Genomic DNA, 24,850 nt, shown 5'->3' with positions numbered 1-24,850 from the left:
CACCGGCGTCCGACACGACGCCGGTGGTTCCGTTTTGACCGGTCCTTGCGTTGTCACCCATCGAAATCGCAAAACATTGGCATGGACATCGCCGCCGAATTGGCGAATTAAACAGCGAGACAAATGCTATCGGACGACATGATGACCAACAGCCCCTATTTCTCTGATGTCGGCGGCCTGCCGCCGCAGACCCAGACGCTTTCCAGCAAGGCCGTGTTCACCACGGCTTACGCGGTGATCCCGAAGACCGTGATGAGCGACATCGTCACCAGCGTCCTTCCCCATTGGGAGGGCACCCGCGCCTGGATCATCTCGCGCCCCTTGAGCGGCTTTGCCGAGACCTTCGCGCAGTACATCATGGAAGTGACGCCGGGCGGCGGCAGCGTGAAGCCCGAACCGGATATCCGCGCCGAAGCCGGCATCTTCGTCGTCGACGGCAATGGCACGATCAGCTATGACGGCAAGGACCATGCGCTGCGCACCGGCTCCTTCGCCTATCTGCCCGCCGGTGCTGCGTGGACATTCCGCAATGACAGCGATGCGCCGATCCGCTTCCACTGGATCCGCAAGGCCTTCAAGGTGGTCGAAGGCCTCGAGCCGCCGCCGGCCATCTTCACCCATGAAGACGAGTGCGTCATGCATGCGATGCCCGATACCGACGGCAAGTGGGCGACGACCCGCTTCATCGATCCGGCCGACGTGCGCTACGACATGCATCTCAACATCGTCACCTTCGAGCCGGGCGCAATCATCCCGTTCATGGAAACCCACATCATGGAGCACGGACTCTATGTGCTCGAAGGCAAGGCCGTCTACCGGCTGAACCAGGACTGGGTCGAGGTGGAAGCCGGCGACTACATGTGGCTGCGCGCCTTCTGCCCGCAGGCCTGCTATGCCGGCGGCCCCGGCCGCTTCCGCTACCTGCTCTACAAGGATGTCAACCGCCACCCGGATCTCCTCTGATCGCAAGAGATCTCTGCCGATCCGGCAGGGTACGACACCATTTTCCCGGCAATGGAAATGCCGGGAGCACGAGCCGGCTACAAGGCAGAAGCCGCCAGCCTGCGGCCATAGGCGGCGATTTCCTTGCCGACCGCCCAGCGATCGCGCTGGTATCGCGACAGGGCGGCCGAAAGGTCGTCCGTTCCCTTAAGCGCGGCGCGCAGCGCAATGGCATCGCCGGCGGCCTTGGAAACACCCATGGCCGTATGCGGCCGCACGACAAAGGCGGCGTCGCCCACGAGAGCCAGGCGTCCCGATGCCATCCACTCCGCCTCATAGTCGAAAATGCCCTGTATCGAGGGATTGTCCTCGGTTTCGATGGCAAGGGCAAAGGGCGGCGGCAGCCGGTCGAAGGCATCGTGGCGCAGCAAGGCGCGGCGTTCGTCGGAAAGCTCGCCGCGCGGCAGCGAATGCTCGAAGCGCCTTCCGTCCTTGCCGGTGAAGGCGGCGGCAAGCTTTTCCGCAGGCGTCGGGCGATACCAGACCCAGTTGTAGCGGCGCTGCCCTACCTGCATTTCGCCATGCGGGCCGGGAACGAGATAGCCAAGCGCGTGGATGCCCGGCGCGACATAGAAGGCGAAGCGATCAAGCAGAACGGATGCCTCTTCCGGCAGGGCGGTCTCGGGCACCAGCCCGCGCCACGCCACATAGCCGGCAAAGGAATTGGCGGCGTCTCGATTGAGGCTACCACGGACCGCCGAACCTATGCCATCGGCACCGATCACGAGGTCGGCCCGTTCCCGCGTTCCATCGGGGAAGGAAAGCGTCACCCCGTCCTCGTCCTCATGGACCGCCTCGACATGCCGGCCGAGGATGTAGCTGTCCGCAGAGAGCCGGGAATGGACGCTCTCGAACAGATAGTCCCAGGAAACCTGCATCTGCGGCATGGCGACGACCTGGGCGATGCCGCCTGCCGCGTCGAAATAGATGCGTTCCTTTGCCACCACGCCGATGCGGGCGACATGTTCGCAGCCGATCTCGCGCAGGACATGGAACAGTTCGGCCTGGGGCACGAGACCCGCCCCCCTTCCGGCCAGTCCGGAAGACGAGCGTTCATAGATCTTCACATCGTGGCCGTCCTTCTGCAGGAGGATGGCGGTGAAGAGGCCGGCAAGCGAGCCGCCGGCAATGCGGATGGTCAGCGGTTTCATCGCATCCTCCTACTTGCCGGCAGCTACGGCAACGGCGACACGACGGTCGAGGAGCCGGATCACCAGCGCGAGAAGGGCAAGCAGCGCGCCCAGCAGGCTGACGCCCGCCCAGCCGGCATGCCCCCAGGCGAAGGTGGCGAGGGCAGCACCGGCCGCACCGCCGAGGAACATCGCCGTCATGAAGATCGTGTTCAGCCGGCTGCGGGCCTCCGGATCGAGCGCATAGACGATGTGCTGGTTGGAAACGAGCGTGCTCTGGACGCCGAAATCGAGGACGATGACGCCGATGACCAGCGCCGCAAGCGAACCCCAGACGCCGAAGATCACCCAGGAGAGGAGCGTGAGCACCACGCCGGCCGAGACCACGAAATGCGGACCGCGACGATCCGCCATCCGGCCGGCGAGTGGTGCCGCGAACACGCCGACGGCTCCGACGATACCGAAGAGACCGGCGACATCAGCCCCGAGGTTGAAGCGCGGCGTCTGCAGGTAGAAGGCGAGGATTGTCCAGAAGGCGGTAAACGAGCCGAACAGCGCGGCCTGCATCAGCGAAGCCGAGCGCAGTTGCCTCTGGCCGCGCCAGAGATGGGCGAGCGAGATGAGGGCGTTGCGATAGTACATCCTCGATGTCGGCCGGTGGTCGGGCAGCGAAAAGAACATCAGAACGGCCGCCATGAGCGCCAGCGGAACGCTGATCCAGAACATTTCCCGCCAGCCCGCATGCTCGCCGACGAAGCCTGATAATGTCCGACTGAAGAGAATGCCGGAGAGAACGCCGGCCATCACCGTGCCGATGGTGGAGCCGCGTCTTTCAGGCGTTGCAAGCGTTGCCGCGAAGGGCACAATCTGCTGCGCAACCGTCGCGCTCGCGCCGACCAGCAGGGAAGCCCCGACCAGGAACCATGCGGACGGCGCAATCGCGGCGATTGCAAGGGCGGCCGCGAGGATAACGAACTGGCCGATGATGAGCTTGCGTCGGTGAACGATATCGCCGAGCGGCAGCAGGAAGAAGAGACCGAGCGCATAGCCGAGCTGCGTTGCGGTCGGGATCAGGCCGGTCACCGAGGTCTGGCCGAGATCCTTCTCGATGATGCCGAGCATCGGCTGGTTGTAGTAGATATTGGCGACCGCGATGCCGCTGGCGACCGCCATGGCGTAGAGCGTCGCCGTACCGAGACCGGCCGGGGCGTGGTGGCCCTGTTCGTGCTGGCCCTGCGCGGGCTGGTGGTGTGTTGTGTTGATATCCATGATCTTTCTGCCCGGCTTCGTCCGAAGCCTTTTTGAGGGGAACTTGTCTTAAGGGAAAAGGCCGGCGTCCGATCCTGTCGCAACGCCGGTGATGAAGGCATGTGAAGGTTCAACCCGGCGTGATGGCGGGCCGGTCCGCCGGAAACCGCGCGAGATCCTCGAGGCTGATGTTGAGGCGCTGCGCCACAAGTGCCGGCGGCGTGTGGGTCGGCCATGAGGAAAGGCTGACCTCCTGATATTCCGCAGCCTTGAACACCGCGACGAATTGCAGTTCGGTCGTCCCGGTATCCGCTGTGCGTCCAATGGCTCCGTTTGCAGGGACCGGGCCTTGCGAGATGGTTTCCATCGTCAAACTCCTTTGCTTTGCAGAGACCGGAGATCAGGGCTGTGTGAATGCGGCCTTCGACAACGAAGCCGCAGCAAAGCGCGGGGAGGAGGCCCGCTCCAGCAGGACGACGCGGCCGATCGGTTGTTCATCGAACAGCCGGCGCTTGAGGCGGCAGAAGGTGCGGGCATCGAAATCCTCGTGCCGGCCGGTCTTCCTGTCGGCGCGCTCGGTGATGCACGAGTTGTTTTCCAGATCAGCAATGGATGCGGTATCGCTCGCGGGGAATTCGCCCTCGTCAGCGGTTTCGGAAAGCCCGGTCAGGCGCTGCATCGCCTGCGGCTGCAGAATGCGGAAGGGGATGACCGATGCGGCCGGCCCGGAAGACGCAAGCGCCGGCTCCGTCGCCTTGAAGAGAAAGACGCCGCCGCCGATCAGCAACACGGCGTAAAGCGTGCAGGCGGCTGCGATCCTGATGCCGGATGGAACCCGGTCGTCTGCCAGTTTGCGGATGGAAGTCATGCCCGTGCTCCATGTGAAGGGTGGTCTTTCACGGACGCATGCCCGGCGGGGCAAGGCTGCGTCGATCTGGAGAAAAGGCTACGTCCGGGCAGGCATTCCGGCATCTATACAGAGGTCTAGTTTCGATGCGCGAAAGGTTTAAGCGGGATGGAGAAGGGATTGGTATCTCCGCTGGCTGGGTCCCTTTTGCACCTGGATCCTGCGACGGGGAAGTGCATGGGCTGTCGTCATCCCGGCCCTGAGCCGGGATCCAGCGCGATCAGGTCTCCGATCGCAAGAGATCCGCGCGATGGACATCGCGCCGCTGGATGCCGGAAAAAGTCCGGCATGAGAGAAGAGGACACTTTGGCTCGCAGCGGAAAACTTGGCGACGTTCCGACGGAACTTGTCTCACCCGCAAACGGCTTCGCCCCGGACATCCGGCGTCCGGTCACCCGGTATATCGCAGGAATTTCGTGAGAAGCGGGACGGCCTCAGCGCTCGGAAACGGCTGCTATCGCGGCTCGGGATGGCTGTTCCAGCGGCCGTTCGAATGGCTGGCCTCCGACCGTCTTCATCGGCTCGTTGCATTCCAGCTGGCAGCGGAAGGTATAGGATCTGTTCGACAGCCGGTTGAAAAGGCTGACGCTCAGGGAAAGCACCCCGTTGTCTTCCGAGAGTTTTGCGCGCGTGAATGACAGCATGTCTTCTCTCCTTGGAGGATTTTCAGCAAAAGGGTGTCGCGGCTTTGCGTCCGGAAATACGGAAAAACGAAGGACGGAAAACCGGTTGATGGGTATTGTTCAGGCGTATTTCGAGACGCTCAGCCCCTCGGGCCGAGTGCCGTTTCCAGGCACCCGATCAACGCGCCGATATCGACGGGCTTGCGCAGAACCGCCAGCGCACCGCCGTTCAGCGCGGTGTTCCTCGTCCTTTCATCCTCGTAGGAGGTGACGAAGATCATCGGCGGGCGGCTCTGGCGACGGTTGAGTTCGGCCTGCAGCTCGATGCCGGTCAGGCCCGGCATCTTCACATCCACGACCATGCAGTCGATCGCGGATCGCGGATCGAAATCCAGAAATTCCTCCGCGGAGGAAAACACGCGGCATTCGTAACCGAAGGACCTGATCAGATCATCCATGGCTTCACGGATGGCCAGATCGTCGTCAACGACGGCAATGATGGGGACGGGGGGCACTGAAGCGACCTTTTCTACTGTTCTGTGCCTCTTCTATGCGCCCGCACACCTTCGAAAGATACCATACTAAGATACAGGTGGCCCTCAGCCTTCGAGCATCTCCGCCTTGCGCACGAGGTCGGCGACGGACCGCGCCTCCATCTTGCGCATGACATTGCCGCGATGCAGCTTCACCGTCACCTCGCTGATGCCGAGGTCGAAGGCGATCTGCTTGTTCATCAGTCCCTTGACGACGGCATTCATCACCTCGCGCTCGCGCGGCGTCAGGTTCTGCGCAAGGGCCGCCACCGCCGCGCTATGGGCATTTTCCTGGCGGCTCCGAGCATCCCGTTCCATCGCGGTCGCCACCGCGTCCAGAATGTCCTGCTCCTTGAACGGCTTGGTGAGAAAATCGACAGCACCCGCCTTCATCGCCCTGACGCTCATCGGAATGTCGCCAAAGCCGGTCATGAAGATGATCGGCATCCTGTTGCCAATCCGCTCGAGCTGGACCTGGAAATCGAGGCCGCTGACGCCGGGCAGCCGCACGTCGAGCAGCAGGCAACCCGGACGGTTCACATCGGCCCTTTCCAGAAAGGTCGCAGCACTCTCGAAAGCCTCGGTATCGAATTTCATCGAACGGAAGAGGTCGGTCAGCGCTTCGCGCATCGACACGTCGTCATCGACGATGAAGACGACGGGAGCCGGCGGCTCCTTCGATGCTTTTTTCGGGTCAGGCATGGTCGGTCTCCGGTCTGATCGGCATGGACATGGCAAAGACCGCGCCACCTTCCGGGTGGTTGCCGCCATCGAGCCTGCCGCCGCGCGCCTCAAGTGTCGAGCGGCAGATGGAGAGCCCCATGCCCATGCCCGAGGCCTTGGTGGTGAAGAAGGGCGAAAACAGCTTTTCCTTTGCCTCCGCCGAAATTCCCGGCCCGCTGTCGCGAATGGTCACGCGGATGGCATCGTCATCCTGCTTTTCCTTGCGCACGGTGATGACGCGCTCGCCGCTGCCGGCTTCGTCCATCGCCTGAATGGCGTTGGTGATGAGATTGATGAGCACCTGCTGCAGTTCGATCCTGACAGCTTTCAAAAGCGGCGTCTCTTCCTTTTCGACAACAACGGTGGTGCCGCTGCGCTGAAGCTCGTGTTCCAGCAGGGTCAGCGTCTCGTCGATGAGGTCGTCCAGGCGGAAGCTTTCGAGCTTGCCGTCGGCATGGGCAAGCAGGCTCCGGGTGTTGCGGATGATTTCGCTGGCGCGCTCGCTGTCGCGGATCATCCGCTCGGCCGAACGGCGCGCGGCGGCCAGATCCGGCGGGTCGCGGTCCAGCCAGCGCAGAAGCGTCTGCGCATTGACGATGATCGCGCCGAGCGGCTGGTTCAGTTCATGGGCAAGGGATGCCGACATGGCGCCGACGGTCGCGGCCTTCGAAGCGTTGGTCAGCTCGGCCTGCGCCTCGGCGAGCGCCTTCAGCGCCATTTCGCGCTGGGTCACGTCGACCATGCTCACCACGACACGGTTGAACGAGGCCGGGTCGGCCGGAAAACTGATGCTGAGAAGCACCAGCTTGTCCTCGCCGCTATCCGTGCGCACCACCGCCTTGTCCTCGAAGACGCGCCGGTTGTCGGCAATCGCCTGCAACACGTCGATGAACTTGTCCTGTGTCGGGAGAATGGTCCGTTTCAGCGCGCCCATGGCCGATCCGTTCGGCCCGAGCATTTCCCTTGCCGCCTCGTTCGAGGCAACGACATCGATCAGGTCGATGCAGCGGTCGACAAAGCCGGGATTGGCGCGGCTGTATTCCCTGATATCCGAGATGCCCTGCCGCTTGAGGTTCATCAGCAGGGCGTGCAGTTTCGAATAATCCCGTTCCCAGAGCGCGACGCGGGTGCGGTCGAAGATCGAGCGATAGCGCTCCTCGCTCTCCTTGAGAGCGGAATTGATGGAAAGCAGCGTCAGCCGCGCGCTCTCCGTTTTCATCAGCAGCATGGTGGTGACGGCCAGCGCGGCAAGCGCCACGATGAGGCGCACGGTCGATTGCAGATCGCCATCGTCACCATGGGTCATGGCATAGGAAAGAAGCGCCAGCACGGCGCAGCATCCGGAGATCGCCAAAAGGCCGACCCGGGTTGTCGCCTGCGCGGCCAGCAGCATGGTGATGACGTAGAGAACCGCGATCGCGCCTTCTATGTCGGTATAGGTATCGACATAGAACACGCCCGCCGCCAGCACGACGGCCACGAGGCAGAAGACCAGATGCTGCGCTCCGCCTTCCAGATCGCGAGCGCGAAATATCGTTGACGCAATCGCCATTGTTCCCCCGATGCGATTTTCACGACAATAGCGTTTTTCGTGCACAACCTGACCTATACGTAGGTGTTGGTTGCGCCTTCCTTGGCGCTCCTGCCGATGGCCGGTTTTGGTAGCCGGTATCCGTGCCCGTTTCCGGGGTGGGAGCGTATCGGCTTTCAGCTGCGCCGCCTTGTACAAAAAGCTCCAGTTTTTCCTATTCCCGGCGTGCAATGCAGAAACGGTGTTTCACGCAGAGCAACCTTCTTCCACCTTGTCAGGCACTCGCGGCCGATATCATGATCGGCACGCCCTTGAAGGACGGCGTTCCCGAAAGACGGTCGTAATGGTCGAGCGCCACCACCGCGTTCATTTCCGGATAATAGCCGGCGGCCGAACCACGCGGGATATCGTAGGCGACCGCGGTAAAGCCCTTGACGAAGCGTTGCGCGCCGTCTTCGCCCGCCAGTCCGAGAATGTCGATGCGGTCGCCATCCTTCAGGCCGCGACCGGCGAGATCGTCGCGGTTCATGAAGATCACGTCGCGGCGGCCAAACACCCCGCGATAGCGGTCGTCCATGCCATAGACCGTCGTATTGTACTGGTCGTGGGCGCGGATGGTGGTGAGCACCAGCGCATCGGGATTGCCGACCAACGGATCCTCGTCGAGGCCGGGGGAGAGAAGGAAGTTCGCCTTGCCGCTTTCCGTATTCCAACGGCGGAAGGAGGCCGCGACGTCGAGCCGGAAGCCGCCCGGTTTCCTGACACGCCGGTTGAAATCATGGAAATCGGGAAAGACCTCCTCGATCTTGTCGCGAATGCGGTCGTAATCGGCGATCAGTCCCTCCCAGTCGATGCCGTAGCGGTCGCCGAGCGTTGCCCGGGCCATGCCGGCAATGATGGCGGGTTCGGATTTCAGCATCTCCCCCGGCGGGTTGAGGAAGCCGCGCGAGGCGTGAACCATCGACATGGAGTCCTCCACCGTCACCGCCTGCGGGCCGGACGCCTGGGTGTCGAGGTCGGTGCGGCCGAGGCACGGCAGGATGATCGAGGTGCGGGCGGTCAAGAGATGCGAACGGTTGAGCTTGGTTGCGATGTGAACGGCAAGGTCCAGCCGGCGCATGCCCTCGAAAGTCGCGTCCGGGTCGGGCATGGCCACTGCGAGATTGCCGCCGAGACAGACGAGCGCCTTCGATTTGCCTGCAATGATCGCCTCCACGGCCTCGATGGCATTGTGACCCTTCTCGCCGGAGGGTCGAAAACCGAAGGCCCGTTCCATGCCGTCGAGCAACGCCTTGTTGGGGATTTCGGTAATTCCCACCGTGCGGTCGCCCTGCACGTTGGAATGCCCGCGGATCGGGGCGATACCCGCCCCCGGCCGTCCCATATTGCCGCGAAGCATCAGGAGATTGGCGATCTGCTGCACATTGCCTGTTCCCTTCGCATGCTGGGTGATGCCCATGCCGTAGCAGACGATGACGTTCTTCGCGTTGACGTAAATGCGGGCGACACTCTCCAGCGCATCCCTCGACAGGCCGCTGAGCGCAACGATGCTCTCCCACGACGTCCTGCCGATATCCTCGAAGAGGGCCTCGAAACCGGTCGTATGTTCCGCGATGAAGGCGCGGTCGAGCAGACCGGCTCCGCCCGCCTGCAGGTCGATGGCGTCCAGTTCGAGGACGGCCTTCATGATGCCCTTCAGCGCGGCGAGATCGCCGCCGGTGCGGACCTGATGATAGGCGGAGGCAATCCGGGTGGAGGAAAGCGTTGCCATCTCCACCGGGTCCTGCGGGGCGGCGAAGCGTTCCAGCGCCCGTTCCTTCAGCGGGTTGAACACCACGATCGGCACGCCGCGGCGGGCGGCGGTGTGCAGCGTCGTCATCATGCGCGGATGGTTGGTGCCGGGATTGTGGCCGAAGGAGAAGATCGCATCGGCATGATCGAAATCCTCCAGCGTCACCGTGCCCTTGCCCACCCCGATCGATTTCGGAAGCCCGACACTCGTCGCCTCGTGGCACATGTTGGAGCAATCCGGAAAATTGTTGGTGCCATAGGCGCGCACGAAAAGCTGGTAGAGAAAGGCGGCCTCGTTGGAGGCGCGGCCGGAGGTGTAGAACTCGGCCTCGTCGGGATTGCCGAGCCTGTTCAGTTCCCGCGCAATCAGGCGGAAGGCGTCGTCCCATTCGATCGGTTCATAGCGGTCGCGTTCGGCGTTGTAATGCAGGGGAACGGTGAGCCGGCCGGCATCTTCCAGATCGTGATCCCTCCAGCCCCACAGCTCTGATAGGGTGTGGCTTTCGAAGAACTCCGGACCGGAGCGCCTTGCGGTCGATTCCCAGGTGATGGCCTTGGCGCCGTTTTCGCAGAATTCGAACGAGGAGGTGTGCTTGGGATCGGGCCAGGCGCAGCCGGGGCAATCGAAACCTTCCGGCTGGTTCGCCTTCAGGAGCGTCATGGTTCCCTGCGCCACCACCTGCTGATGCGCGAGTGTTTTTGCAACGGCTTTCAGCGCATCCCAGCCGCCGGCGGGATGGCTGTATCGTTCGATACCTTCCGGGCGTTGATCTTTCATCTCGGCAACTCCTTGAGAACTCGGGGTTTCTGAACGCGGTGGCATCCGACAAACGCGAAAGGGGAACGCTGGTTTAAGGTTCCCGGCCGGTGCTTTCAAAAAAAGGCCGTCTCCGGGCGGCGGAGACGGCCTTGGCGGATCTCGGGGGCGGATCCGCGGCTTCGGCGGAGGGGAGGACACCGAAGCCAGTGTGCTTTTGCAAGCAAATCGTCTCGAGGCGGTTGAGGCGATGACCAGAAGCTAGCCCGCTCCCGCTTCCGGCATAACTACACTTAGGTATGGGGCCGCCTGTACCAGCTGGCGATTTCGCCGACGCGGTTCTCCTCGCATCCTCAAGGCCGATCAGACGCCGCAGCCGGACACCACGCTGTCAGGCAATCGAGCGGCGGATCGAGACCCATTCGAACAAGCCCTTTCAGACCCAAGGAGAACCATCATGGACATGACCTCAGCCACCAGAACCCGCAAGCTTCCGCTTGCCACGCCGACCGATCTCGGCGCCGACGCCACCCGCGAAATCTCCGCCGCGCTGACTGCGCTGCTCGCCGATGTCTTCGCCCTCTACATCAAGACGAAGAACTTCCACTGGCATGTCTCTGGCCCGCACTTCCGCGATTATCATCTGATGCTCGACGAGCAGGGCGAGCAGATCTTCGCCATGACCGACGACATCGCCGAGCGCGCCCGCAAGATCGGCGGAACCACGCTGCGCTCCATCGGCCATATCGCCCGGGTACAGCGTCTCCTGGATAATGATGCGGATTTCGTCACTCCCGACGACATGCTCGCCGAGCTTCGCGAAGACAACCTGCAGCTCGTGGAAATCATGCGCCAGCTGCACACGCTGACCTCCTCCTACAACGATCACGCCACCACCAGCATCCTTGAAAACTGGATCGACGAGACGGAACGCCGTGCGTGGTTCCTGTTCGAAACGACCCGCCGCGGCCGCTGAACCCGGCTTTCGAAGAGGATCGCCCGATGAAAACCACCGTCTTCACCCTGCTCGCAGCCGGCATGCTGCTGGCTCCCGGCGTGTCTCATGCGGAACGCGCCGAGGTCGGCCAGCTCGACTGCGACGTCTCCGCCGGGATCGGCGCCATCGTCGGTACCCGCCAGGACATGGCCTGCACCTTCACCCCGAGCGGCAACGAGCCTGCCCGGCATTACACCGGCAACATCACGGAATTCGGCCTCGATGTCGGAACCATCGAAAAGGGCCGCATGGTCTGGCTGGTCTATAACGCCACCCGCGAACCGGTGGGCGGCCTGCAGGGCACCTATGAAGGCGTCACCGCCGGCGCGAGCCTCGGGGTGGGGGCAGATGCCAACATCCTGGTCGGCGGAAGTTCGAAGAACCTGTCGCTGCAGCCGCTCTCCGTCGAAGGCGATACCGGCTTCAACATCGCCGTCGGCGTCACCTCGCTCAAGCTGCGCCTCGCCCCATAAATCCTCAACCCGGAGCAGACGCGATGACCGACAATCCGATCGAACTGGCTCTGACCCGCAGACATGCTCTGCTGACCGGAGCCGTCCTTACCGCTGCGATGGCGATGCCGTCACTCGCTTTTTCGAAAACAACCAAACCATTGAAAGAAGGAGAATTTCCAATGACCGGCAATTTCGTTGAAACCAAGGATGGCGTCCAGATCTTCTACAAGGACTGGGGCCCGAAGGATGCCCAGCCGATCGTCTTCCACCATGGCTGGCCGCTTTCCTCCGACGACTGGGACGCCCAGATGCTGTTCTTCGTCCAGAACGGCTACCGCGTCGTGGCGCATGACCGCCGCGGTCACGGCCGCTCCTCGCAGGTCAGCGACGGGCATGACATGGATCACTACGCCGCCGATGCCTTTGCCGTGATGGAACATCTCGACCTGAAGAATGCCGTTCACATCGGCCACTCCACCGGCGGCGGCGAAGTTGCCCGCTATGTCGCGAAATTCGGTCAGCCGGCCGGTCGCGTCGCCAAGGCTGTGCTCGTCAGCGCCGTTCCGCCGCTGATGCTGAAGACCGCTTCCAATCCGGGCGGCCTGCCGATGGAAGTGTTCGACGGCTTCCGCTCGGCGCTTGCGGCAAACCGCGCGCAGTTCTTCCTCGATGTGCCGACAGGCCCGTTCTACGGCTTCAACCGGCCGAACGCCACGGTCTATCAGGGCACCATCGAAAACTGGTGGCGCCAGGGCATGATGGGCAGCACCAAGGCCCATTACGACGGCATCAAGGCCTTTTCCGAAACCGACCAGACGGAAGACCTGAAGGCCATCACCGTCCCGACGCTCGTCATGCATGGCGACGACGACCAGATCGTGCCGATCGCCGATGCCGCGCTGCTGTCGGTCAAGCTTCTGAAGAACGGCACCCTGAAGGTCTATGAAGGTTATCCCCACGGCATGCTGACGACCCACGCGGACGTCATCAACCCGGATCTTCTCGCCTTCGTGAAGGCCTGATCGGCTGAAGCGATCCGCCGCCCGGAACGAGGCCGGGCGGCGGACAGATGCCATTCCCGTCAGGAGGTCACGCCGATGAGACTGCAAGCGTTTCAGGACGATCCCGTCATCCGCGACAGCATCGCAAGCCTTCCCGAGATGGAAGACCTGCAGCTGGAGCTTCCGCTGCCGCCGCACCCTTGCGACGACGCGGGCTTCCGCATTCAGGACGAACCCTTTTCCCCCGTCATCGCAAGCACGGTCCGGGTCTTCACGGACCGGATGCCGCCCGACACAAGCCCGAAGGAGCTTGAAATCATGTCCGATACCGAAACCCGAAAGGCGCTGGAAGCCGGCACGCTGGCCCCGGCCTTCAGCCTGCACTCGACCCCTGACCAGATCGTGGCACTGGAAGACCTTCGCGGCGCTCCCGTCATTCTGGCCTTCTACCCAGCCGACTGGAGCCCCGTCTGCGGCGACCAGATGGCCCTCTACAACGCCGCGCACGCCGAATTCCACGCCCATGGCGCACAGCTGATCGGCATATCGGTGGATGGCGTTTGGTGTCATGCGGCCTTTGCCTCGGCCCGCAACCTGCATTTCCCGCTGCTGGCCGATTTCGAACCCAAGGGCGAAGTCGCCCGCCGCTATGGCGTCTACCGGGATACCGACGGCATCACGGAACGCGCGCTCTTCGTGATCGACAGGGACGGCGTCATCCGCTGGAGCTATGTCTCGCCGCTCGGCATCAATCCCGGCGTCGACGGCATTCTGGAAGCGTTGGACGGCCTTGCCGCGGCTTCCTCAATCAAGGAGGCACGGGCATGAACCGGCTCGCCATCCCCGTCACAGAACAGGATCACGCTCAGGGTCCGGCCACCGCCGCCATCACCATGGTCGAATATGGCGATTACGAATGCCCCTATTGCGGCGAGGCCTATCCCGTCCTGAAAGCAGTGCAGAAGGCCATGGGCGACGATCTCCGCTTCGTGTTCCGCAACTTTCCCCTCGCCGAGATCCATCCGCATGCCATGCGCGCCGCCGAATTTGCCGAGACGGCCGGAAGCAAGGGGCTTTTCTGGCAGGCGCACGACCTGCTCTATGAAAACCAGACAGCGCTGACCGAGGATGACCTCAACCGTTACGCCAAGCTTCTCGACATTCCACCGCTCACTGTTGCCCGCGGTCTCGCCGGCCGCTTCGACGGGAAGATCGAGGACGATTTCCGCGGGGGCCTCAGAAGCGGCGTCAACGGCACGCCGACCCTGTTCATTAACGGCCTGCGCTATGACGGTCCGCGCGAAGCGGAAACGCTGGTCGAAGTGCTGCGGGAAATCCTGCAGGAGGTCCGGCATGCGGCCATGCGGGGACAGGCCTGAACCTGCCCCGGATGCCGGCAGCCAGATCAGGCCTTGCCCATTTCGGAAATCACCGGCTCCTGCGGATGGGAAGCGCCGAGCGGCGCGCCGCGCAGATGCTGGAGATCGTCGAGCTGGGCAAGCACGTCTTCGGTGAAATCCTTGAGACGCTCGATATCGGGGGCATCCTTCGAATGCCGGTCCAAACGCTGGTTGAGAAGCTTCAGGGAGCTGATGAGCCTGTGGTTCTCCCGCTTGCTGCGCCCGATGCGCTGTAGCACCGCCTCGATCGCCCGGCGCAGGTCGGGCGGCACGGAGGTCTGGCGCAGCGCCGCGCGACAGCCGAAGACGACATCGCCGAGCGAAAGGGTCAGCAGCCCCTTGCGCATGGTGATCTCGGGGCGCTCGCCGCTCTGCAACTCGTGGAAGGTCCAGTTGGTGATCTTGAGGAACCGCGCCACGAAGCGCAGCCGCCACGCGCTGGCGGAGCCGCGTCCGGCCTGCGCCATGGCGATGGCCTGAAGCTCGCTCTTGATCATCTCCCACAGCATCTTGCGCCGGCGTGTCGCGTTGATCGGGAACAGGAAACGGAAGGCGATATAGCCGATCAGGCCGCCGCTTGCGGCGAGGATCGCCTTGGCGAGCGCCGGGAAGGTTTCGACATAGACGGCATGGGTCGGGGTCAGCAGCAGAAGCAGCGTCAGCGCATAGTCGGTGGCGGAAAGCGAGATGCGGCGATGCGAACGGATGAAGGCGAACAGCAGGAAACACGGCGTCATCGCCGCCACCTGCTGCCAGCCGTTTGCCCCTTGCGCCCACAGGAAAGTCTCGCAGGACCATGCGGTGACGGCCGCGATCAGCTGACCGATGGCCACGTCGCGCATGGCGCGGGACGGCGACACGCCGCTCGACGCCAGAGAAATGACGATAGCGGAGGAAATCAGCGCAACCTGCACGATCGCCTGTCCGGTCAGCGCCCAGACGAGACCGATCGAGCCGGTGACGAAGAAGATCCGCGCTGCCGCCTGGGTCGCGCCGCGCCAGTCGGATTGCCATGCAACACCTTCCGGCGGTGCAAGCGCCATGCCCCGGTCGCTGCCGTCCTCATCCGGGATCGATGAAGCGAGCGCGATGATCGCCTCTTCCAGCCGCGGGTCGTCGGTCTTCGACAGAAGCCGTGTCAGGCGTCCGTGAACGCCGGAAAAGTCGGTCTGCCCATGGAGTCTGGAGGCGATTTCGCCGAAGGCTTCCGCCAGCTCGGGATTGCTCTTCGCCCGCGCGCTGGTCAAAAGCAGATTGGTCGCACAGACCAGAACGTCGGTCAGCGGATCGGTGAGATGATGGGCACCCGAACGGCCGCTCGACATCGTGGAAAGCTCCGCCGAAAGCTCGGCGGCGGCGGCCGTCACCTTGTAGAGCTGGCCGACCCTCGCCAGCCCGTCGCGCCCGAGATTGGCGGCGGCCATGCCGAAGATGTCGGCGAGGATGCGCCGGGTCTTCTGTTCCATCTCCGTGCGGCTCGATGCCGGTGCCAGCAGGTAGCCGAGCGCGATGCCCGCGACGATGCCGACCATGATGGCCGCCACCCGGTCCATCGCCACCCATTTGACCATGTCGGGCGGGCCGACATTGTTCATGGCGACGATGATGGCGGAATAGCCGGCAAGCACCGTGCCATAGGAACGATAGGAACGCTGCAGCGTGCCGACAAAAAGACAGGCGGCACTCCAGATCGCCAGACCGGCTGAAATGATGGCGCTGTTGCCGTTGGCGATGGTCAGCAGCAGAAGGCCGACCACCGAACCGGAAAGCGTACCGACAAAGCGGTAGACGTTCTTTTCGATGATCTGGCCGCGGCTTGGCTGGATGGTGACGAAAACGGTGATCGCCGCCCACTGCGGATGGTTGAGGCCCAGGCTCCACGCGACGACCATCGCGAGGAAAGCAGTTAGCGCCACCCAGGCGCTATAGGTCAGTTTCGGAAGGTCGAAACCGCATTTCGTCATCAGATCGCGCAGCGTGGCGACAGGCTTGGTCATCGGGGTGCAATCGTCAGGAAGACAACCACGGGGAGGCCGCGGTTCGCGTGGATTCACAGGAGGTTGAGGGGGCAGTCTTGATTCTCGGCAATTTCTTTTGCCATCGCTATTGCGGCAGGAAAAAGATCATTTTGGAATCTTTTGTGCGATGCAGCATCATTCTTTGGTCGCACCGCGCAGACGCGCGAAAAATGTGCTGAGGTGGGAATTTCGAGCACCTTCTGACACCCCGCCAGCACCCTGCGGACGAGCACCAACGGGCCGGCGACCGGTTCTCTTGTCACAATGCGGCAGGCCGGCGCGACGGATCGTCGGCGCCGGTCTGAAGGCGAAAATCGCGAGAAGGAAGGTCTTACCAGTCCGCGAGGTCGCGTAGCATGGAGGCCTTGAGTTCGGGTTCGGCAAAGGATGCGGTGATCGAGGTGCGGGCAACAGCGCGAACCGTTTCCTTGTCCCAGCCGTTGGCGTTCGCCATGTTGGCATATTCCTGCGGCAGGCTGATGGACAGGGGCGAGGGGTCGTCGGTATTCACGGAAACCGGCACGCCCGCCTTGCGCAGCGCCTCGAAGGGATGGCTGTCATAGCCGCCATAGAGGCCGAGAGTGATGTTCGAGGTCGGCGTGATGCCGAGCGCGATCTGTTCGTCGACCAGCCGCTTGACCAGTTCCGCATCCTCGATGACCCGGACGCCATGGTCGATGCGTTCGACACGCAGGAAATCGAGTGCGTCGCGGACACCTTCCGGTCCGCTGGATTCTCCGGCATGGGCAGTGCGCCGCAGGCCGGCTTGGGCCGCCCGCCGATAGGCTTCGGCAAAGCGCGGACCGGTACGCCCGGCGGCAGCCTCGTTGCCATCCACGGAAAGTGCGACGACGCGCGGATGCTTCAGCGCCGTCAGCAGCTCGACCAGCTCGATCGCCTGTTCCGAAGTCTGCTTGCGCAACAGGCTGATGCAGAGTTTGGCAGGCACAAAACCGTCCTCTTCGGCCGCGGCAAAGCCGCCGTCGAGCGCATCGATCATATCCGGGATCCTGTGGTGCCAATGGGTCCAGTGGGTCGGATTGACGATGACGTCGGCATAGCGAACGCCCGACAGATGCATGCGGCGGGAAAAGGCATAGGCCGCGCCGGCAAGCTGCTCGCGAAAACGCACCAGACCGCAGGTCCAGTCGAGAAAGGCGAGGAAATTGGAAAGGCCGGAGGTATCGTAGAGGTTTTCCCGGCTGCGCGGCAGCGGCACGCCCGCATCCTTCGCCAGCGCCTCGATATCCTCGGGATCGAAACAGCCTTCGAGATGAATGTGAATTTCGGCCTTCGGCAGGCTCAGGAAGTCCATGGCGTTTCTCCCCTCCGGTCTTTCGTTGCCTGACGATGAAGAGATTGACCTGTGCGCACAAGATCAGAGTTTCGCTCGTAGCGTGCGAAAAATCACAACGCTATTCCGCTTCGACAGAGGGCAACGGCAGCGCCAGAAGCTGGCTGCGCAGGAGATTTTGCAGCGCCGCCACGGCAGGTGTCGTCGGCTGGGAGTTGCGGATGACCAGTGCCAGCGCCTCTTGCGGCAGTCGCCCGTCCGACAGGGGCACGAAAGTGAGGCTGCCCTCGTTGATCTCGTCCAGAAGATCGACGACGCCGAGAAAGGCAATGTGACGGCCGTCCCGCACAAGCTGTTTCATCAGCCGGGTGGAATTGGTGACAGCGCTCGGCACCGGGCTTGCCGAAACCGAGGCCATGGCCCGGTCGATCAGGCTGCGGGTCGCCAGCGAGAAATCCGGCAGGATGAGGGGATATTCCAGGCATTCGCTGAGCCGCACCGCGCTTTTGCCCGCCAGCGGATGGCCGGGTGCGATCACGATGCCCGCCGGCACGTCGAAGGAGAGGAGCTTGGTCAGATCGGGCTGCGGCGGGGCATTGAAGCAGACGACCATGTTCAATTCGCCGGCCATCAGCCGCTGCAGCAGTTGCCGCGTGCCGCCGACGAACAGTTCCAGCGTCAGCCCGCGAAACCGGTTCTGCACCTCGTCGAAAAGCGTCTGCGCGAAGGAGCCGGCCAGGCATTCCATGATGCCGATCGTGACATGGCCGCGCCGCAGGCCCTGCATTTCCTGCAACTGCACCTGCAGGCGCTCGTGATCTGCCCGCCAGCGGCGGATGTCGTTGATCAGCAGTTCGCCCGCCGCCGTCAGCCGCACGCCGCGGGGCAGGCGCTCGAAGAGCTTCACGCCATAGTCGGCCTCGAGGTTGAGAACGCGCCGGTTAAGGGCCGAGGGCGAGATGTTCAGACGCTCGGCCGCCTTGCGGATCGATCCGGTGCGGGCAACCTCGTCGAGCAGCAATGCGGAGGTGGAAATGAGCGTCATGGCGAAACCGTACGAATTTTCAGCACACTATGTGCAAATTGCGATGCTTGTAAACAACGCTCGATGTGGGGAAACTAGCGGTATGACCGATATGGAGTCCCTCGATGACCGACAGCGCCCACGCCCCGCTCGACCATGAAAAGCTGCTTCGCCGCGCCATTGAAGAGGCGGCAAAAGCGAAGGAGAGCGGCAACCACCCCTTCGCCGCCATCCTCGTCGGACCGGATGGCGAAGTGCTGATGACGCAGCACAACGCCTATCAGCCCAATCACGATATGACCGGCCATGCCGAGCGGGTGCTGATGACGCGCGCCTCCACCGGCTACGAGCCGAAGTTCCTGGCGGAATGCTCGATGTATACTTCCGCCGAACCCTGCGCCATGTGTGCCGGCGCGGTCTACTGGACCGGCCTGAAGCGGGTGGTCTACGGCCTTTCGGAAGCGCAGTTGAAAACCATCACCGGCAACCACCCGGAAAACCCGACGCTCGACCTGCCCTGCCGCACGGTCTTCGCCGCCGGCCAGCGGGAGATCGAGGTCATCGGCCCCATGCTGGTGGAGGAAGCCGCCGCCGTGCACGAAGGCGTGTGGGACTGATCCCGGTGCAATTGCCGACAAAGCCCTATCCGTTTCCGGCCCGCAACGATTTCGCGATCGCCAATACGGCGCTGATCGTCGGCAACCGGGGGCCGCGCGGGCGCTATCTCATACGCGGCGAACCGAGCTCGTAAATCGTGCTGGAAGTGGCGCCCATTGCGGGCGAGGCCATCTTCGACAAGCCATCCTACGGCTCCTTCGGCACCACGACGCTCGACAGTCATCTCAGCGAAGGGGGCACCCGCAGCTCTCAGGGGGAACGGACTGTCTCCGCGTTCGCAGGACCTGCGGCCGGCGCGGCGGCTCTTACGAGTTTCCCCTCCTCCGCCTTATAGAAATACTGGCTCGCCACCAGCCAACCTTTCAGCGGGCGCAGCGGGGGGATGCAGGTTAGGAACATGAAGGGAATGGTGACGAGGAGATGGACCCACCAGGCCGGCTGGAACTGCACTTCCAGCCAGACACCGAGGGCCACGCTCGGCACGCAGGCAAAGCAGATGACGAAGAATGCGGGACCGTCAGCGGGATCGGCAAAGGAATAGTCCAGCCCGCACGCCTCGCATCTCTGGTTGAGCGTCAGAAATCCCTTGAAGAGATGCCCCTGGCCGCACCGGGGGCAACGACCGCGAATGCCTGTCTGCATCGGGGGGAGGGAGGGCCATTCGGTTCGCATGACATCGTTCCTTGTCAGAGCGCGCAATCAGGAGCAATCAATGTCGATATTGAATGCATTCATTTCAAGCTACATGAATGCATTCAATGAGTCGACCTGCCAGAACGCCGCAGGCATTCCGGCAGGTCGACGCGACAGCGAAACAAAACGTCTCAGAAGAAGGAGCCGGCCATCTCTGGCGAATTGGCCAGCGCATGGCCCATGAACTCAAGGGCTGCCTTGAGTTGCGGGCGCTGGATCGGGCCTCCGAGGCACACCCGGACCGCTTCCGGGGCGGGGCCGTCCACGGCGAAGGCATCGCTTGCCACCACGCCGATCCCGGAGGAGCGCATGTGACTGCCGAAGGTGGAGCGCGTCCACCCCCCGGTCAATGGCAGCCATATGTTGAAGCTGATGGGATCGCCGCGATAGCTGCCCTTCGGCAGAATATCGGCCACGAGTTTCTGCCGCGCCGCCGTCTCGCTGCGGATGAAACGCAGGATACTGTCCGCCGTACCGTCTTCGATCCAGCGTGTGGCAAGCGCCACCGAGAGCGGCGAGGCCATGACGTTGTTGGCCCGCATGGCGCTGACGAACGGCCATGCCGCCTTGGTGTCAGGGGCCACCACATAGGCCAGCCGCAAGCCGGCCCCGATGCATTTGGCAAGGCCGCCGATATGCCAGGTCAGGTCCGGGGCCATGGCCGCGAGCGGCGGCGGACTATGGAGCGGAATGAAGCCATAGGCGTCGTCCTCGACGATCGGCACGTGATACTTGCGCGCGACCGCGCAGATCTCCTCCCGGCGCTTTTCCGGAATTGTGAACGTCATCGGGTTCTGCAGCGTCGGATTGAGATAAAGCGCCTTCGGCTTCTTCATCTCGCAGGCCTCGGCAAAGGCAACCGGGATGATGCCTTCGTCGTCCATCGGCAGACCGGCAAGGTTCAGCCGCAGCAGGGCGGCGATCGAGCGCATGCCGGGATAGGTTATGTTTTCCGAAAGCACCGTCTCGCCGGGCTTCGCCAGCATTCCGAAGAGGGCGAGCAGCGTCGGATGGGCGCCGGGCGTCACGAAGATACGCTCCTGGGAGGGCACGAGGCCGCGGCGGCTCAGCCATGCGGCGGCTGCCTCCTTGTCCATGCCCGCACCCCCGAAACCCTGGTAACGCAGGAGCGGCACAAGGTTCGTGGCCACGGATGAGAACCCCTCGCGCATGCGCGCGATCAGGTCCGGATCATCCGGCTCCGGCGGCATGTTCATGGAGAAGTCTACGACAGACGCCCGGCGCGGATCCGGCATGGCATCCGAGATGAAGCCGCGACGCTCCCTGTCGGCGCCGCCGGTGACAAAGGTTCCGCGACCGACATGGGTGCTGACGAGGCCCCGCTTCTGGGCCTCCAGATAGCCCCGCGCCACGGTTGTGAAATCGATTTCGAGCCTTCTGGCGAGTTCCCGCTGCGGCGGCAACCGGTCGCCGACAACCAGATGGCCGCTCCTCAGGTCCATTTCGATGACATCGGCTATCGCCATGTAGCGAGGGCCGTTGCTGCGGCTGAGGTCGGGGGTCCAGGTCTTCATCTCGTGCGGCATCCATTGGTCAAGGCGATGATTGACTGTATATTGTTGCCCGACATCCATGTCACCTGCGAAAGCATGGACAATGCGACGCATGTTCCCTTGCCCCGGCGCGCCGGCCGGCTCGGACGACGCCGGGAAATCGCAATGAATGCATATTGATTGCATTCATTTTTGATATTGATGATTTCGTTTTCAGCAGAGCTTTGCCGCTATTTTTGACTCTTCTCAAGTCTATGTCGATTATTGACTGTATTTTTGAATGCAAAAAATCACGATTTGATTGCAAATTAGGCAAATACAATACTGGCACAATGCTTGCAATTGAATGGCTGTACCCCACTCCGGGGCCTGACTTCAAACACAGGAGCCATTCATGCCCGCAGTTACCGCACCGGCCCACGCCGATGGAGATTTCTTCGTCGACTACGAGGAAAAGGTCTTCGAGGACGTCCAGGCCAAGGAAGGCGAAAAAGCCCTCATCACCTTTCACACCGTCGCCTTCGAGGGATCGATCGGCCTCGTCAACCTGTTGCAGGCGAAGCGCCTGAAGCGAAAGGGCTTCGAAACCTCCATTCTCCTTTACGGCCCCGGCGTCACGCTCGGCGTGCAGCGCGGCTTTCCCAAGCTCGGAGCCGAAGCCTTTCCCGGACATCTGAACTTCAACAACCAGCTCAAGGGTTTCATGGAAGAAGGCGGCAAGGTCTATGCCTGCCGGTTCGCGCTTCAGGCGCTTTACGGGCATGGCGAACCCTCGCTCATTCCCGGCATCCGGCCGATCAATCCGCTCGACGTGCTGGACCTGATCCTGATCCACCGCCGCGACGGCGCCTTCATCCTCGACACCTGGACGCTCTGACGAGCACTCGCGCAGCCGGAAGGCGGAGTTCATCGGCTCCGCCTCCGCAATTCCAACCGGAGGATCTGATGATGGAGAAGAACACGACCATGCGGAAATCGACGGTCAGGGCGGCCGCCGCCCAGATCGCGCCGGACCTGGTTTCCCGCGAGAAAACACTGGAGCGCGTACTGGAAACCATCAGGGAAGCGGCATCCAAGGGGTCCGAGCTCATCGTCTTTCCGGAGACTTTCGTTCCCTGGTATCCCTATTTCTCCTTCGTTCTGCCACCGGTGCTTTCCGGCCGCGAACATGTTCGCCTCTATGAAGAGGCCGTGACGGTGCCGAGTGCCGCGACCGATGCGGTGGCAAGCGCCGCCCGCGAACACGGCATCGTGGTGGCGCTTGGCGTCAACGAGCGCGATCACGGCTCCCTCTACAACACCCAGCTTCTCTTCGATGCCGACGGCAAGCTCATCCTGAAGCGGCGCAAGATCACGCCGACCTTCCATGAGCGGATGATCTGGGGGCAGGGCGACGGCTCGGGATTGACCGTCGTCGAAAGCGGCGTCGGCCGCATCGGCGCTCTCGCCTGCTGGGAACATTACAATCCTCTCGCCCGCTACGCGCTGATGGCGCAGCACGAGGAAATCCATGTCGCCCAGTTTCCCGGTTCGATGGTCGGGCCGATCTTCGCCGAGCAGATGGAGGTGACCATCCGCCATCACGCGCTGGAGAGCGGCTGCTTCGTCGTCAATGCCACCGGCTGGCTCACCGATGAGCAGATTGTCTCGATCACCCCCGACCAGAGCCTGCAGAAGGCGCTGCGCGGCGGGTGCATGACGGCCATCGTCTCCCCCGAGGGCAAGCATCTCGCTCCCCCGATTACCGAGGGCGAGGGCATCCTGATTGCCGATCTCGACATGAGCCTCATCGTCAAGCGCAAGCGGATGATGGACTCGGTCGGCCACTATGCCCGCCCCGAACTGCTGCATCTGGTCATCGACGGCCGCGCCACGGCGCCGATGGTCGCTTCCCAGAACTCTTTCGAAACCCCGACTGCAAGGAGCAGCAACGATGGAAACCGCGACACGTCTTTCGACCGAGATCCTGATCAACGAGTTGCAGTCCTTCGGAGCCAGGCTGGTTGATCCGAAAGCGGGTCAGGAAAGCCGCCGCGGCGGTGCAGGCCCGTCCGACCACAAGCCCATGACCATCGACGGTATGACCGTCATGGTGCCGGTTCATACCGCACCGGCATTCGAAAGCCCCTATCTGGTGGAAAAACCCGACGAGACCGGGAAAAGCCGGATCAGTCGCGACGGTCAGGTGCTGGGCGAGGTTTCCTTTCCGTTGCGGCCGCGCTTTTACGAACGCTCGACGGCGGACGGCATCCCCTATTCGCAGATCGCGGTGCTGCATGGCCGCGACGTGCTGGCGACAACCGTGCTGCAAACCTGCATCCGCTATCAGAGCCGGACAAAGACCTGTCAGTTCTGTGCCATCGGCCAGTCGCTGGCGGCTGGACGCACGATCGCCCACAAGACGCCTGAGCAGCTTGCGGAGGTGGCGAAGGCCGCAGTCGAACTCGATGGCGTCAGGCATATGGTCATGACCACCGGCACGCCGAAGGGATCGGACCGGGGTGCCGCGATCCTCGCCGACAGCGCGCGGGCCATCAAGGCGGCCGTCGACCTGCCGATCCAGGCGCAATGCGAACCGCCCGAAGACGACGGTTGGTTTCAGGTGATGAAGGATGCGGGCGTGGACGCGCTCGGCATGCATCTCGAAGTCGTCACGCCCGAAGTCCGCGACCGCATCATGCCCGGCAAGGCGCAGGTCTCCATCGAGAAATACATGTCCTCGTTCAAGGCGGCCGTCGAAGTCTTCGGCCGCGGGCAGGTCTCCACCTACATTCTCGCCGGCCTTGGCGATACGCGTGAGGCGATCCTCGACATCTGCGAAAGACTGGTGGCGATCGGCGTCTATCCCTTCGTCGTGCCCTTCGTGCCGATTTCCGGAACGCCGCTTGAAAGCCATGCCGGTCCGAAGCCCGACTTCATGCATTCGATCCTCGGACCGCTGTCGAGAATGCTGGTCGACAGCGGTCTCAAGGCGGTCGACATCAAGGCCGGCTGCGGCAAATGCGGCGCCTGCTCGGCCCTTTCCACCTATGAAAGGATGCTGACGAAATGATCTTCGAGCCCTTCGCGCCATATCAGGCCGGTGAATTCCAGGTGAAGTTCGCGACATCCGCATGGGAGCGGCAGGAAGCGCATGCGCTTCGCCGCGCCGTCTTCTGCGAGGAACAGAAGATCTTCCAGGGCGATGACCGCGATGCCATCGACGATCATGCGATCCCCATCGTCGCGCTGTCGATGATGGGGGTGACCGCCGACCGGCTGGTCGGCACCGTCCGCATCCATCAGGAAACCCCGGGCCTGTGGTGGGGCTCCAGGCTCGCGGTGCATGAGGATTTCCGCAAGATCGGTGCGCTCGGCGCAACGCTGATCAGGCTTGCCGTCTCCTCCGCCAATGCGATGGGCTGCCATACCTTTCTCGCCAATGTGCAACCGCAGAACGGACTGCTCTTTCGCCGGCTGCACTGGGATGTGGTCGAGGAATTCGAGATCTACGGCAAGCCGCATCTGCGCATGAAGGCGGACCTCGCCTGGTATCCGCCCTGCGCGACCCCCGAAGCGGGCTTCGTCGCCCTCCCGAAAAAGGCGGCGTGA

Annotated in this window: 26 protein-coding genes; 12 read left to right on the top strand and 14 right to left on the bottom strand. The window is 63.0% G+C overall.

Features of this window, described 5'->3' with window-relative positions; translation table 11 throughout:
- Positions 1 to 141: 141 nt before the first annotated feature.
- Positions 142 to 963: a bifunctional allantoicase/(S)-ureidoglycine aminohydrolase gene (locus NBH21_RS18265; protein WP_250911776.1), complete on the top strand. Its 822-nt coding sequence runs from the start codon at positions 142 to 144 to the stop codon at positions 961 to 963.
- A 77-nt stretch (positions 964 to 1,040) separates the two neighbouring features.
- Here the strand turns inward: NBH21_RS18265 and NBH21_RS18260 are convergent, their stop codons facing one another.
- The 9 genes from NBH21_RS18260 to NBH21_RS18220 form a co-directional block, all read right to left on the bottom strand.
- Positions 1,041 to 2,153, bottom strand: a complete 1,113-nt coding sequence (locus NBH21_RS18260) for an FAD binding domain-containing protein (RefSeq protein WP_250911777.1) — start codon at positions 2,151 to 2,153, stop codon at positions 1,041 to 1,043.
- Between the two features lie 9 nt (positions 2,154 to 2,162).
- Complete coding sequence (locus NBH21_RS18255) at positions 2,163 to 3,305, bottom strand: MFS transporter (RefSeq protein ID WP_250911919.1); 1,143 nt, start codon at positions 3,303 to 3,305, stop codon at positions 2,163 to 2,165.
- Between the two features lie 205 nt (positions 3,306 to 3,510).
- Positions 3,511 to 3,747 (bottom strand): hypothetical protein, encoded by a 237-nt coding sequence (locus NBH21_RS18250; RefSeq protein WP_250911778.1) that lies wholly within the window; start codon positions 3,745 to 3,747, stop codon positions 3,511 to 3,513.
- A gap of 33 nt (positions 3,748 to 3,780) precedes the next feature.
- On the bottom strand, positions 3,781 to 4,248 hold the full coding sequence (locus NBH21_RS18245; RefSeq protein WP_250911779.1) for a hypothetical protein: 468 nt from the start codon (positions 4,246 to 4,248) through the stop codon (positions 3,781 to 3,783).
- A 473-nt stretch (positions 4,249 to 4,721) separates the two neighbouring features.
- Positions 4,722 to 4,931, bottom strand: coding sequence for a hypothetical protein (locus NBH21_RS18240; RefSeq protein WP_250911780.1), 210 nt, complete (start codon positions 4,929 to 4,931; stop codon positions 4,722 to 4,724).
- Positions 4,932 to 5,050: 119 nt separating this feature from the next.
- Positions 5,051 to 5,425: a response regulator transcription factor gene (locus NBH21_RS18235; RefSeq protein ID WP_250911781.1), complete on the bottom strand. Its 375-nt coding sequence runs from the start codon at positions 5,423 to 5,425 to the stop codon at positions 5,051 to 5,053.
- Positions 5,426 to 5,509: 84 nt separating this feature from the next.
- Positions 5,510 to 6,145 (bottom strand): response regulator transcription factor, encoded by a 636-nt coding sequence (locus NBH21_RS18230; RefSeq protein WP_250911782.1) that lies wholly within the window; start codon positions 6,143 to 6,145, stop codon positions 5,510 to 5,512.
- Positions 6,138 to 7,718, bottom strand: coding sequence for a sensor histidine kinase (locus NBH21_RS18225; protein ID WP_250911783.1), 1,581 nt, complete (start codon positions 7,716 to 7,718; stop codon positions 6,138 to 6,140). The genes NBH21_RS18230 and NBH21_RS18225 overlap by 8 nt, the downstream gene beginning before the upstream one ends.
- Before the next feature lie 253 nt (positions 7,719 to 7,971).
- A complete protein-coding gene (locus tag NBH21_RS18220) occupies positions 7,972 to 10,266 on the bottom strand; it encodes an FdhF/YdeP family oxidoreductase (RefSeq protein WP_250911784.1) in 2,295 nt (764 codons plus the stop codon).
- Between the two features lie 436 nt (positions 10,267 to 10,702).
- Between NBH21_RS18220 and NBH21_RS18215 the strand changes: the two genes are divergently transcribed.
- The 5 genes from NBH21_RS18215 to NBH21_RS18195 all read left to right on the top strand — a co-directional run bounded on the left by NBH21_RS18215 (position 10,703) and on the right by NBH21_RS18195 (position 14,077).
- Positions 10,703 to 11,221, top strand: a complete 519-nt coding sequence (locus NBH21_RS18215; RefSeq protein ID WP_250911785.1) for a Dps family protein — start codon at positions 10,703 to 10,705, stop codon at positions 11,219 to 11,221.
- 26 nt (positions 11,222 to 11,247) lie between these two features.
- The gene (locus tag NBH21_RS18210) at positions 11,248 to 11,715 is read left to right on the top strand and encodes a DUF992 domain-containing protein (RefSeq protein WP_250911786.1); all 468 of its coding nucleotides are present in this window, start codon (positions 11,248 to 11,250) and stop codon (positions 11,713 to 11,715) included.
- A gap of 23 nt (positions 11,716 to 11,738) precedes the next feature.
- A complete protein-coding gene (locus NBH21_RS18205) occupies positions 11,739 to 12,719 on the top strand; it encodes an alpha/beta fold hydrolase (protein ID WP_250911787.1) in 981 nt (326 codons plus the stop codon).
- 75 nt (positions 12,720 to 12,794) lie between these two features.
- Entirely contained in the window at positions 12,795 to 13,526 is a 732-nt protein-coding gene (locus NBH21_RS18200) for a redoxin domain-containing protein (protein ID WP_250911788.1), read from the top strand.
- Positions 13,523 to 14,077, top strand: coding sequence for a DsbA family protein (locus NBH21_RS18195; RefSeq protein ID WP_250911789.1), 555 nt, complete (start codon positions 13,523 to 13,525; stop codon positions 14,075 to 14,077). The genes NBH21_RS18200 and NBH21_RS18195 overlap by 4 nt, the downstream gene beginning before the upstream one ends.
- A gap of 26 nt (positions 14,078 to 14,103) precedes the next feature.
- Here the strand turns inward: NBH21_RS18195 and NBH21_RS18190 are convergent, their stop codons facing one another.
- From NBH21_RS18190 to NBH21_RS18180, 3 genes are all read right to left on the bottom strand, one after another.
- A complete protein-coding gene (locus NBH21_RS18190) occupies positions 14,104 to 16,095 on the bottom strand; it encodes an FUSC family protein (RefSeq protein ID WP_250911790.1) in 1,992 nt (663 codons plus the stop codon).
- A 352-nt stretch (positions 16,096 to 16,447) separates the two neighbouring features.
- A complete protein-coding gene (add, locus tag NBH21_RS18185) occupies positions 16,448 to 17,431 on the bottom strand; it encodes an adenosine deaminase (protein ID WP_250911791.1) in 984 nt (327 codons plus the stop codon).
- A 100-nt stretch (positions 17,432 to 17,531) separates the two neighbouring features.
- Positions 17,532 to 18,455: a LysR family transcriptional regulator gene (locus tag NBH21_RS18180; RefSeq protein ID WP_250911792.1), complete on the bottom strand. Its 924-nt coding sequence runs from the start codon at positions 18,453 to 18,455 to the stop codon at positions 17,532 to 17,534.
- Positions 18,456 to 18,559: 104 nt separating this feature from the next.
- Here NBH21_RS18180 and NBH21_RS18175 point away from each other — a divergent pair, with 104 nt between their 5' ends.
- Together NBH21_RS18175 and NBH21_RS26090 are read left to right on the top strand one after the other, a co-directional pair.
- On the top strand, positions 18,560 to 19,051 hold the full coding sequence (locus tag NBH21_RS18175; RefSeq protein ID WP_250911793.1) for a nucleoside deaminase: 492 nt from the start codon (positions 18,560 to 18,562) through the stop codon (positions 19,049 to 19,051).
- A gap of 5 nt (positions 19,052 to 19,056) precedes the next feature.
- Positions 19,057 to 19,185 (top strand): hypothetical protein, encoded by a 129-nt coding sequence (locus NBH21_RS26090; RefSeq protein ID WP_280924816.1) that lies wholly within the window; start codon positions 19,057 to 19,059, stop codon positions 19,183 to 19,185.
- Between the two features lie 116 nt (positions 19,186 to 19,301).
- Here NBH21_RS26090 and NBH21_RS18170 read toward each other — a convergent pair whose 3' ends face one another.
- Both NBH21_RS18170 and NBH21_RS18165 read right to left on the bottom strand, forming a co-directional pair.
- Positions 19,302 to 19,724, bottom strand: a complete 423-nt coding sequence (locus tag NBH21_RS18170; protein ID WP_250911794.1) for a DUF983 domain-containing protein — start codon at positions 19,722 to 19,724, stop codon at positions 19,302 to 19,304.
- 152 nt (positions 19,725 to 19,876) lie between these two features.
- Positions 19,877 to 21,280: an aminotransferase-like domain-containing protein gene (locus NBH21_RS18165; protein WP_250911795.1), complete on the bottom strand. Its 1,404-nt coding sequence runs from the start codon at positions 21,278 to 21,280 to the stop codon at positions 19,877 to 19,879.
- 373 nt (positions 21,281 to 21,653) lie between these two features.
- Here NBH21_RS18165 and NBH21_RS18160 point away from each other — a divergent pair, with 373 nt between their 5' ends.
- From NBH21_RS18160 to NBH21_RS18145, 4 genes are all read left to right on the top strand, one after another.
- Complete coding sequence (locus NBH21_RS18160) at positions 21,654 to 22,136, top strand: MSMEG_0572/Sll0783 family nitrogen starvation response protein (RefSeq protein ID WP_163897995.1); 483 nt, start codon at positions 21,654 to 21,656, stop codon at positions 22,134 to 22,136.
- Between the two features lie 71 nt (positions 22,137 to 22,207).
- Positions 22,208 to 23,266, top strand: a complete 1,059-nt coding sequence (locus NBH21_RS18155; RefSeq protein ID WP_250911920.1) for a Nit6803 family nitrilase — start codon at positions 22,208 to 22,210, stop codon at positions 23,264 to 23,266.
- The gene (locus NBH21_RS18150; RefSeq protein ID WP_250911796.1) at positions 23,193 to 24,311 is read left to right on the top strand and encodes an MSMEG_0568 family radical SAM protein; all 1,119 of its coding nucleotides are present in this window, start codon (positions 23,193 to 23,195) and stop codon (positions 24,309 to 24,311) included. Before NBH21_RS18155 ends, NBH21_RS18150 begins: the two co-directional genes overlap by 74 nt.
- A complete protein-coding gene (locus NBH21_RS18145; RefSeq protein ID WP_250911797.1) occupies positions 24,308 to 24,850 on the top strand; it encodes an MSMEG_0567/Sll0786 family nitrogen starvation N-acetyltransferase in 543 nt (180 codons plus the stop codon). Before NBH21_RS18150 ends, NBH21_RS18145 begins: the two co-directional genes overlap by 4 nt.

The sequence above is a fragment of the Ciceribacter sichuanensis genome (genome assembly GCF_024055605.1).
Lineage (GTDB): Bacteria > Pseudomonadota > Alphaproteobacteria > Rhizobiales > Rhizobiaceae > Allorhizobium > Allorhizobium sichuanense.
The sequence above is the reverse complement of the archived record's forward strand: the minus strand, read 5'-3'. Positions and strand labels throughout refer to the sequence as shown.

Excerpts from the sequence above, each read along its gene's own strand:
- NBH21_RS18155 (WP_250911920.1), top strand. The coding sequence starts at position 22,208 with ATGGAGAAGAACACGACCATGCGGAAATCGACGGTCAGGGCGGCCGCC.
- NBH21_RS18195 (WP_250911789.1), top strand. The coding sequence starts at position 13,523 with ATGAACCGGCTCGCCATCCCCGTCACAGAACAGGATCACGCTCAGGGT.
- NBH21_RS18265 (WP_250911776.1), top strand. The coding sequence starts at position 142 with ATGACCAACAGCCCCTATTTCTCTGATGTCGGCGGCCTGCCGCCGCAG.
- NBH21_RS18170 (WP_250911794.1), bottom strand. The coding sequence starts at position 19,724 with ATGCGAACCGAATGGCCCTCCCTCCCCCCGATGCAGACAGGCATTCGC.
- NBH21_RS18145 (WP_250911797.1), top strand. The coding sequence starts at position 24,308 with ATGATCTTCGAGCCCTTCGCGCCATATCAGGCCGGTGAATTCCAGGTG.
- NBH21_RS18190 (WP_250911790.1), bottom strand. The coding sequence starts at position 16,095 with ATGACCAAGCCTGTCGCCACGCTGCGCGATCTGATGACGAAATGCGGT.
- NBH21_RS18215 (WP_250911785.1), top strand. The coding sequence starts at position 10,703 with ATGGACATGACCTCAGCCACCAGAACCCGCAAGCTTCCGCTTGCCACG.
- NBH21_RS18225 (WP_250911783.1), bottom strand. The coding sequence starts at position 7,718 with ATGGCGATTGCGTCAACGATATTTCGCGCTCGCGATCTGGAAGGCGGA.
- NBH21_RS18255 (WP_250911919.1), bottom strand. The coding sequence starts at position 3,305 with ATGGCGGTCGCCAGCGGCATCGCGGTCGCCAATATCTACTACAACCAG.
- NBH21_RS18175 (WP_250911793.1), top strand. The coding sequence starts at position 18,560 with ATGACCGACAGCGCCCACGCCCCGCTCGACCATGAAAAGCTGCTTCGC.
- NBH21_RS18160 (WP_163897995.1), top strand. The coding sequence starts at position 21,654 with ATGCCCGCAGTTACCGCACCGGCCCACGCCGATGGAGATTTCTTCGTC.
- NBH21_RS18240 (WP_250911780.1), bottom strand. The coding sequence starts at position 4,931 with ATGCTGTCATTCACGCGCGCAAAACTCTCGGAAGACAACGGGGTGCTT.
- NBH21_RS18200 (WP_250911788.1), top strand. The coding sequence starts at position 12,795 with ATGAGACTGCAAGCGTTTCAGGACGATCCCGTCATCCGCGACAGCATC.
- NBH21_RS18150 (WP_250911796.1), top strand. The coding sequence starts at position 23,193 with ATGGAAACCGCGACACGTCTTTCGACCGAGATCCTGATCAACGAGTTG.
- NBH21_RS18250 (WP_250911778.1), bottom strand. The coding sequence starts at position 3,747 with ATGGAAACCATCTCGCAAGGCCCGGTCCCTGCAAACGGAGCCATTGGA.
- NBH21_RS18230 (WP_250911782.1), bottom strand. The coding sequence starts at position 6,145 with ATGCCTGACCCGAAAAAAGCATCGAAGGAGCCGCCGGCTCCCGTCGTC.
- NBH21_RS18180 (WP_250911792.1), bottom strand. The coding sequence starts at position 18,455 with ATGACGCTCATTTCCACCTCCGCATTGCTGCTCGACGAGGTTGCCCGC.
- NBH21_RS18260 (WP_250911777.1), bottom strand. The coding sequence starts at position 2,153 with ATGAAACCGCTGACCATCCGCATTGCCGGCGGCTCGCTTGCCGGCCTC.
- NBH21_RS18205 (WP_250911787.1), top strand. The coding sequence starts at position 11,739 with ATGACCGACAATCCGATCGAACTGGCTCTGACCCGCAGACATGCTCTG.
- NBH21_RS18165 (WP_250911795.1), bottom strand. The coding sequence starts at position 21,280 with ATGAAGACCTGGACCCCCGACCTCAGCCGCAGCAACGGCCCTCGCTAC.
- NBH21_RS18220 (WP_250911784.1), bottom strand. The coding sequence starts at position 10,266 with ATGAAAGATCAACGCCCGGAAGGTATCGAACGATACAGCCATCCCGCC.
- NBH21_RS18245 (WP_250911779.1), bottom strand. The coding sequence starts at position 4,248 with ATGACTTCCATCCGCAAACTGGCAGACGACCGGGTTCCATCCGGCATC.
- add (WP_250911791.1), bottom strand. The coding sequence starts at position 17,431 with ATGGACTTCCTGAGCCTGCCGAAGGCCGAAATTCACATTCATCTCGAA.
- NBH21_RS18210 (WP_250911786.1), top strand. The coding sequence starts at position 11,248 with ATGAAAACCACCGTCTTCACCCTGCTCGCAGCCGGCATGCTGCTGGCT.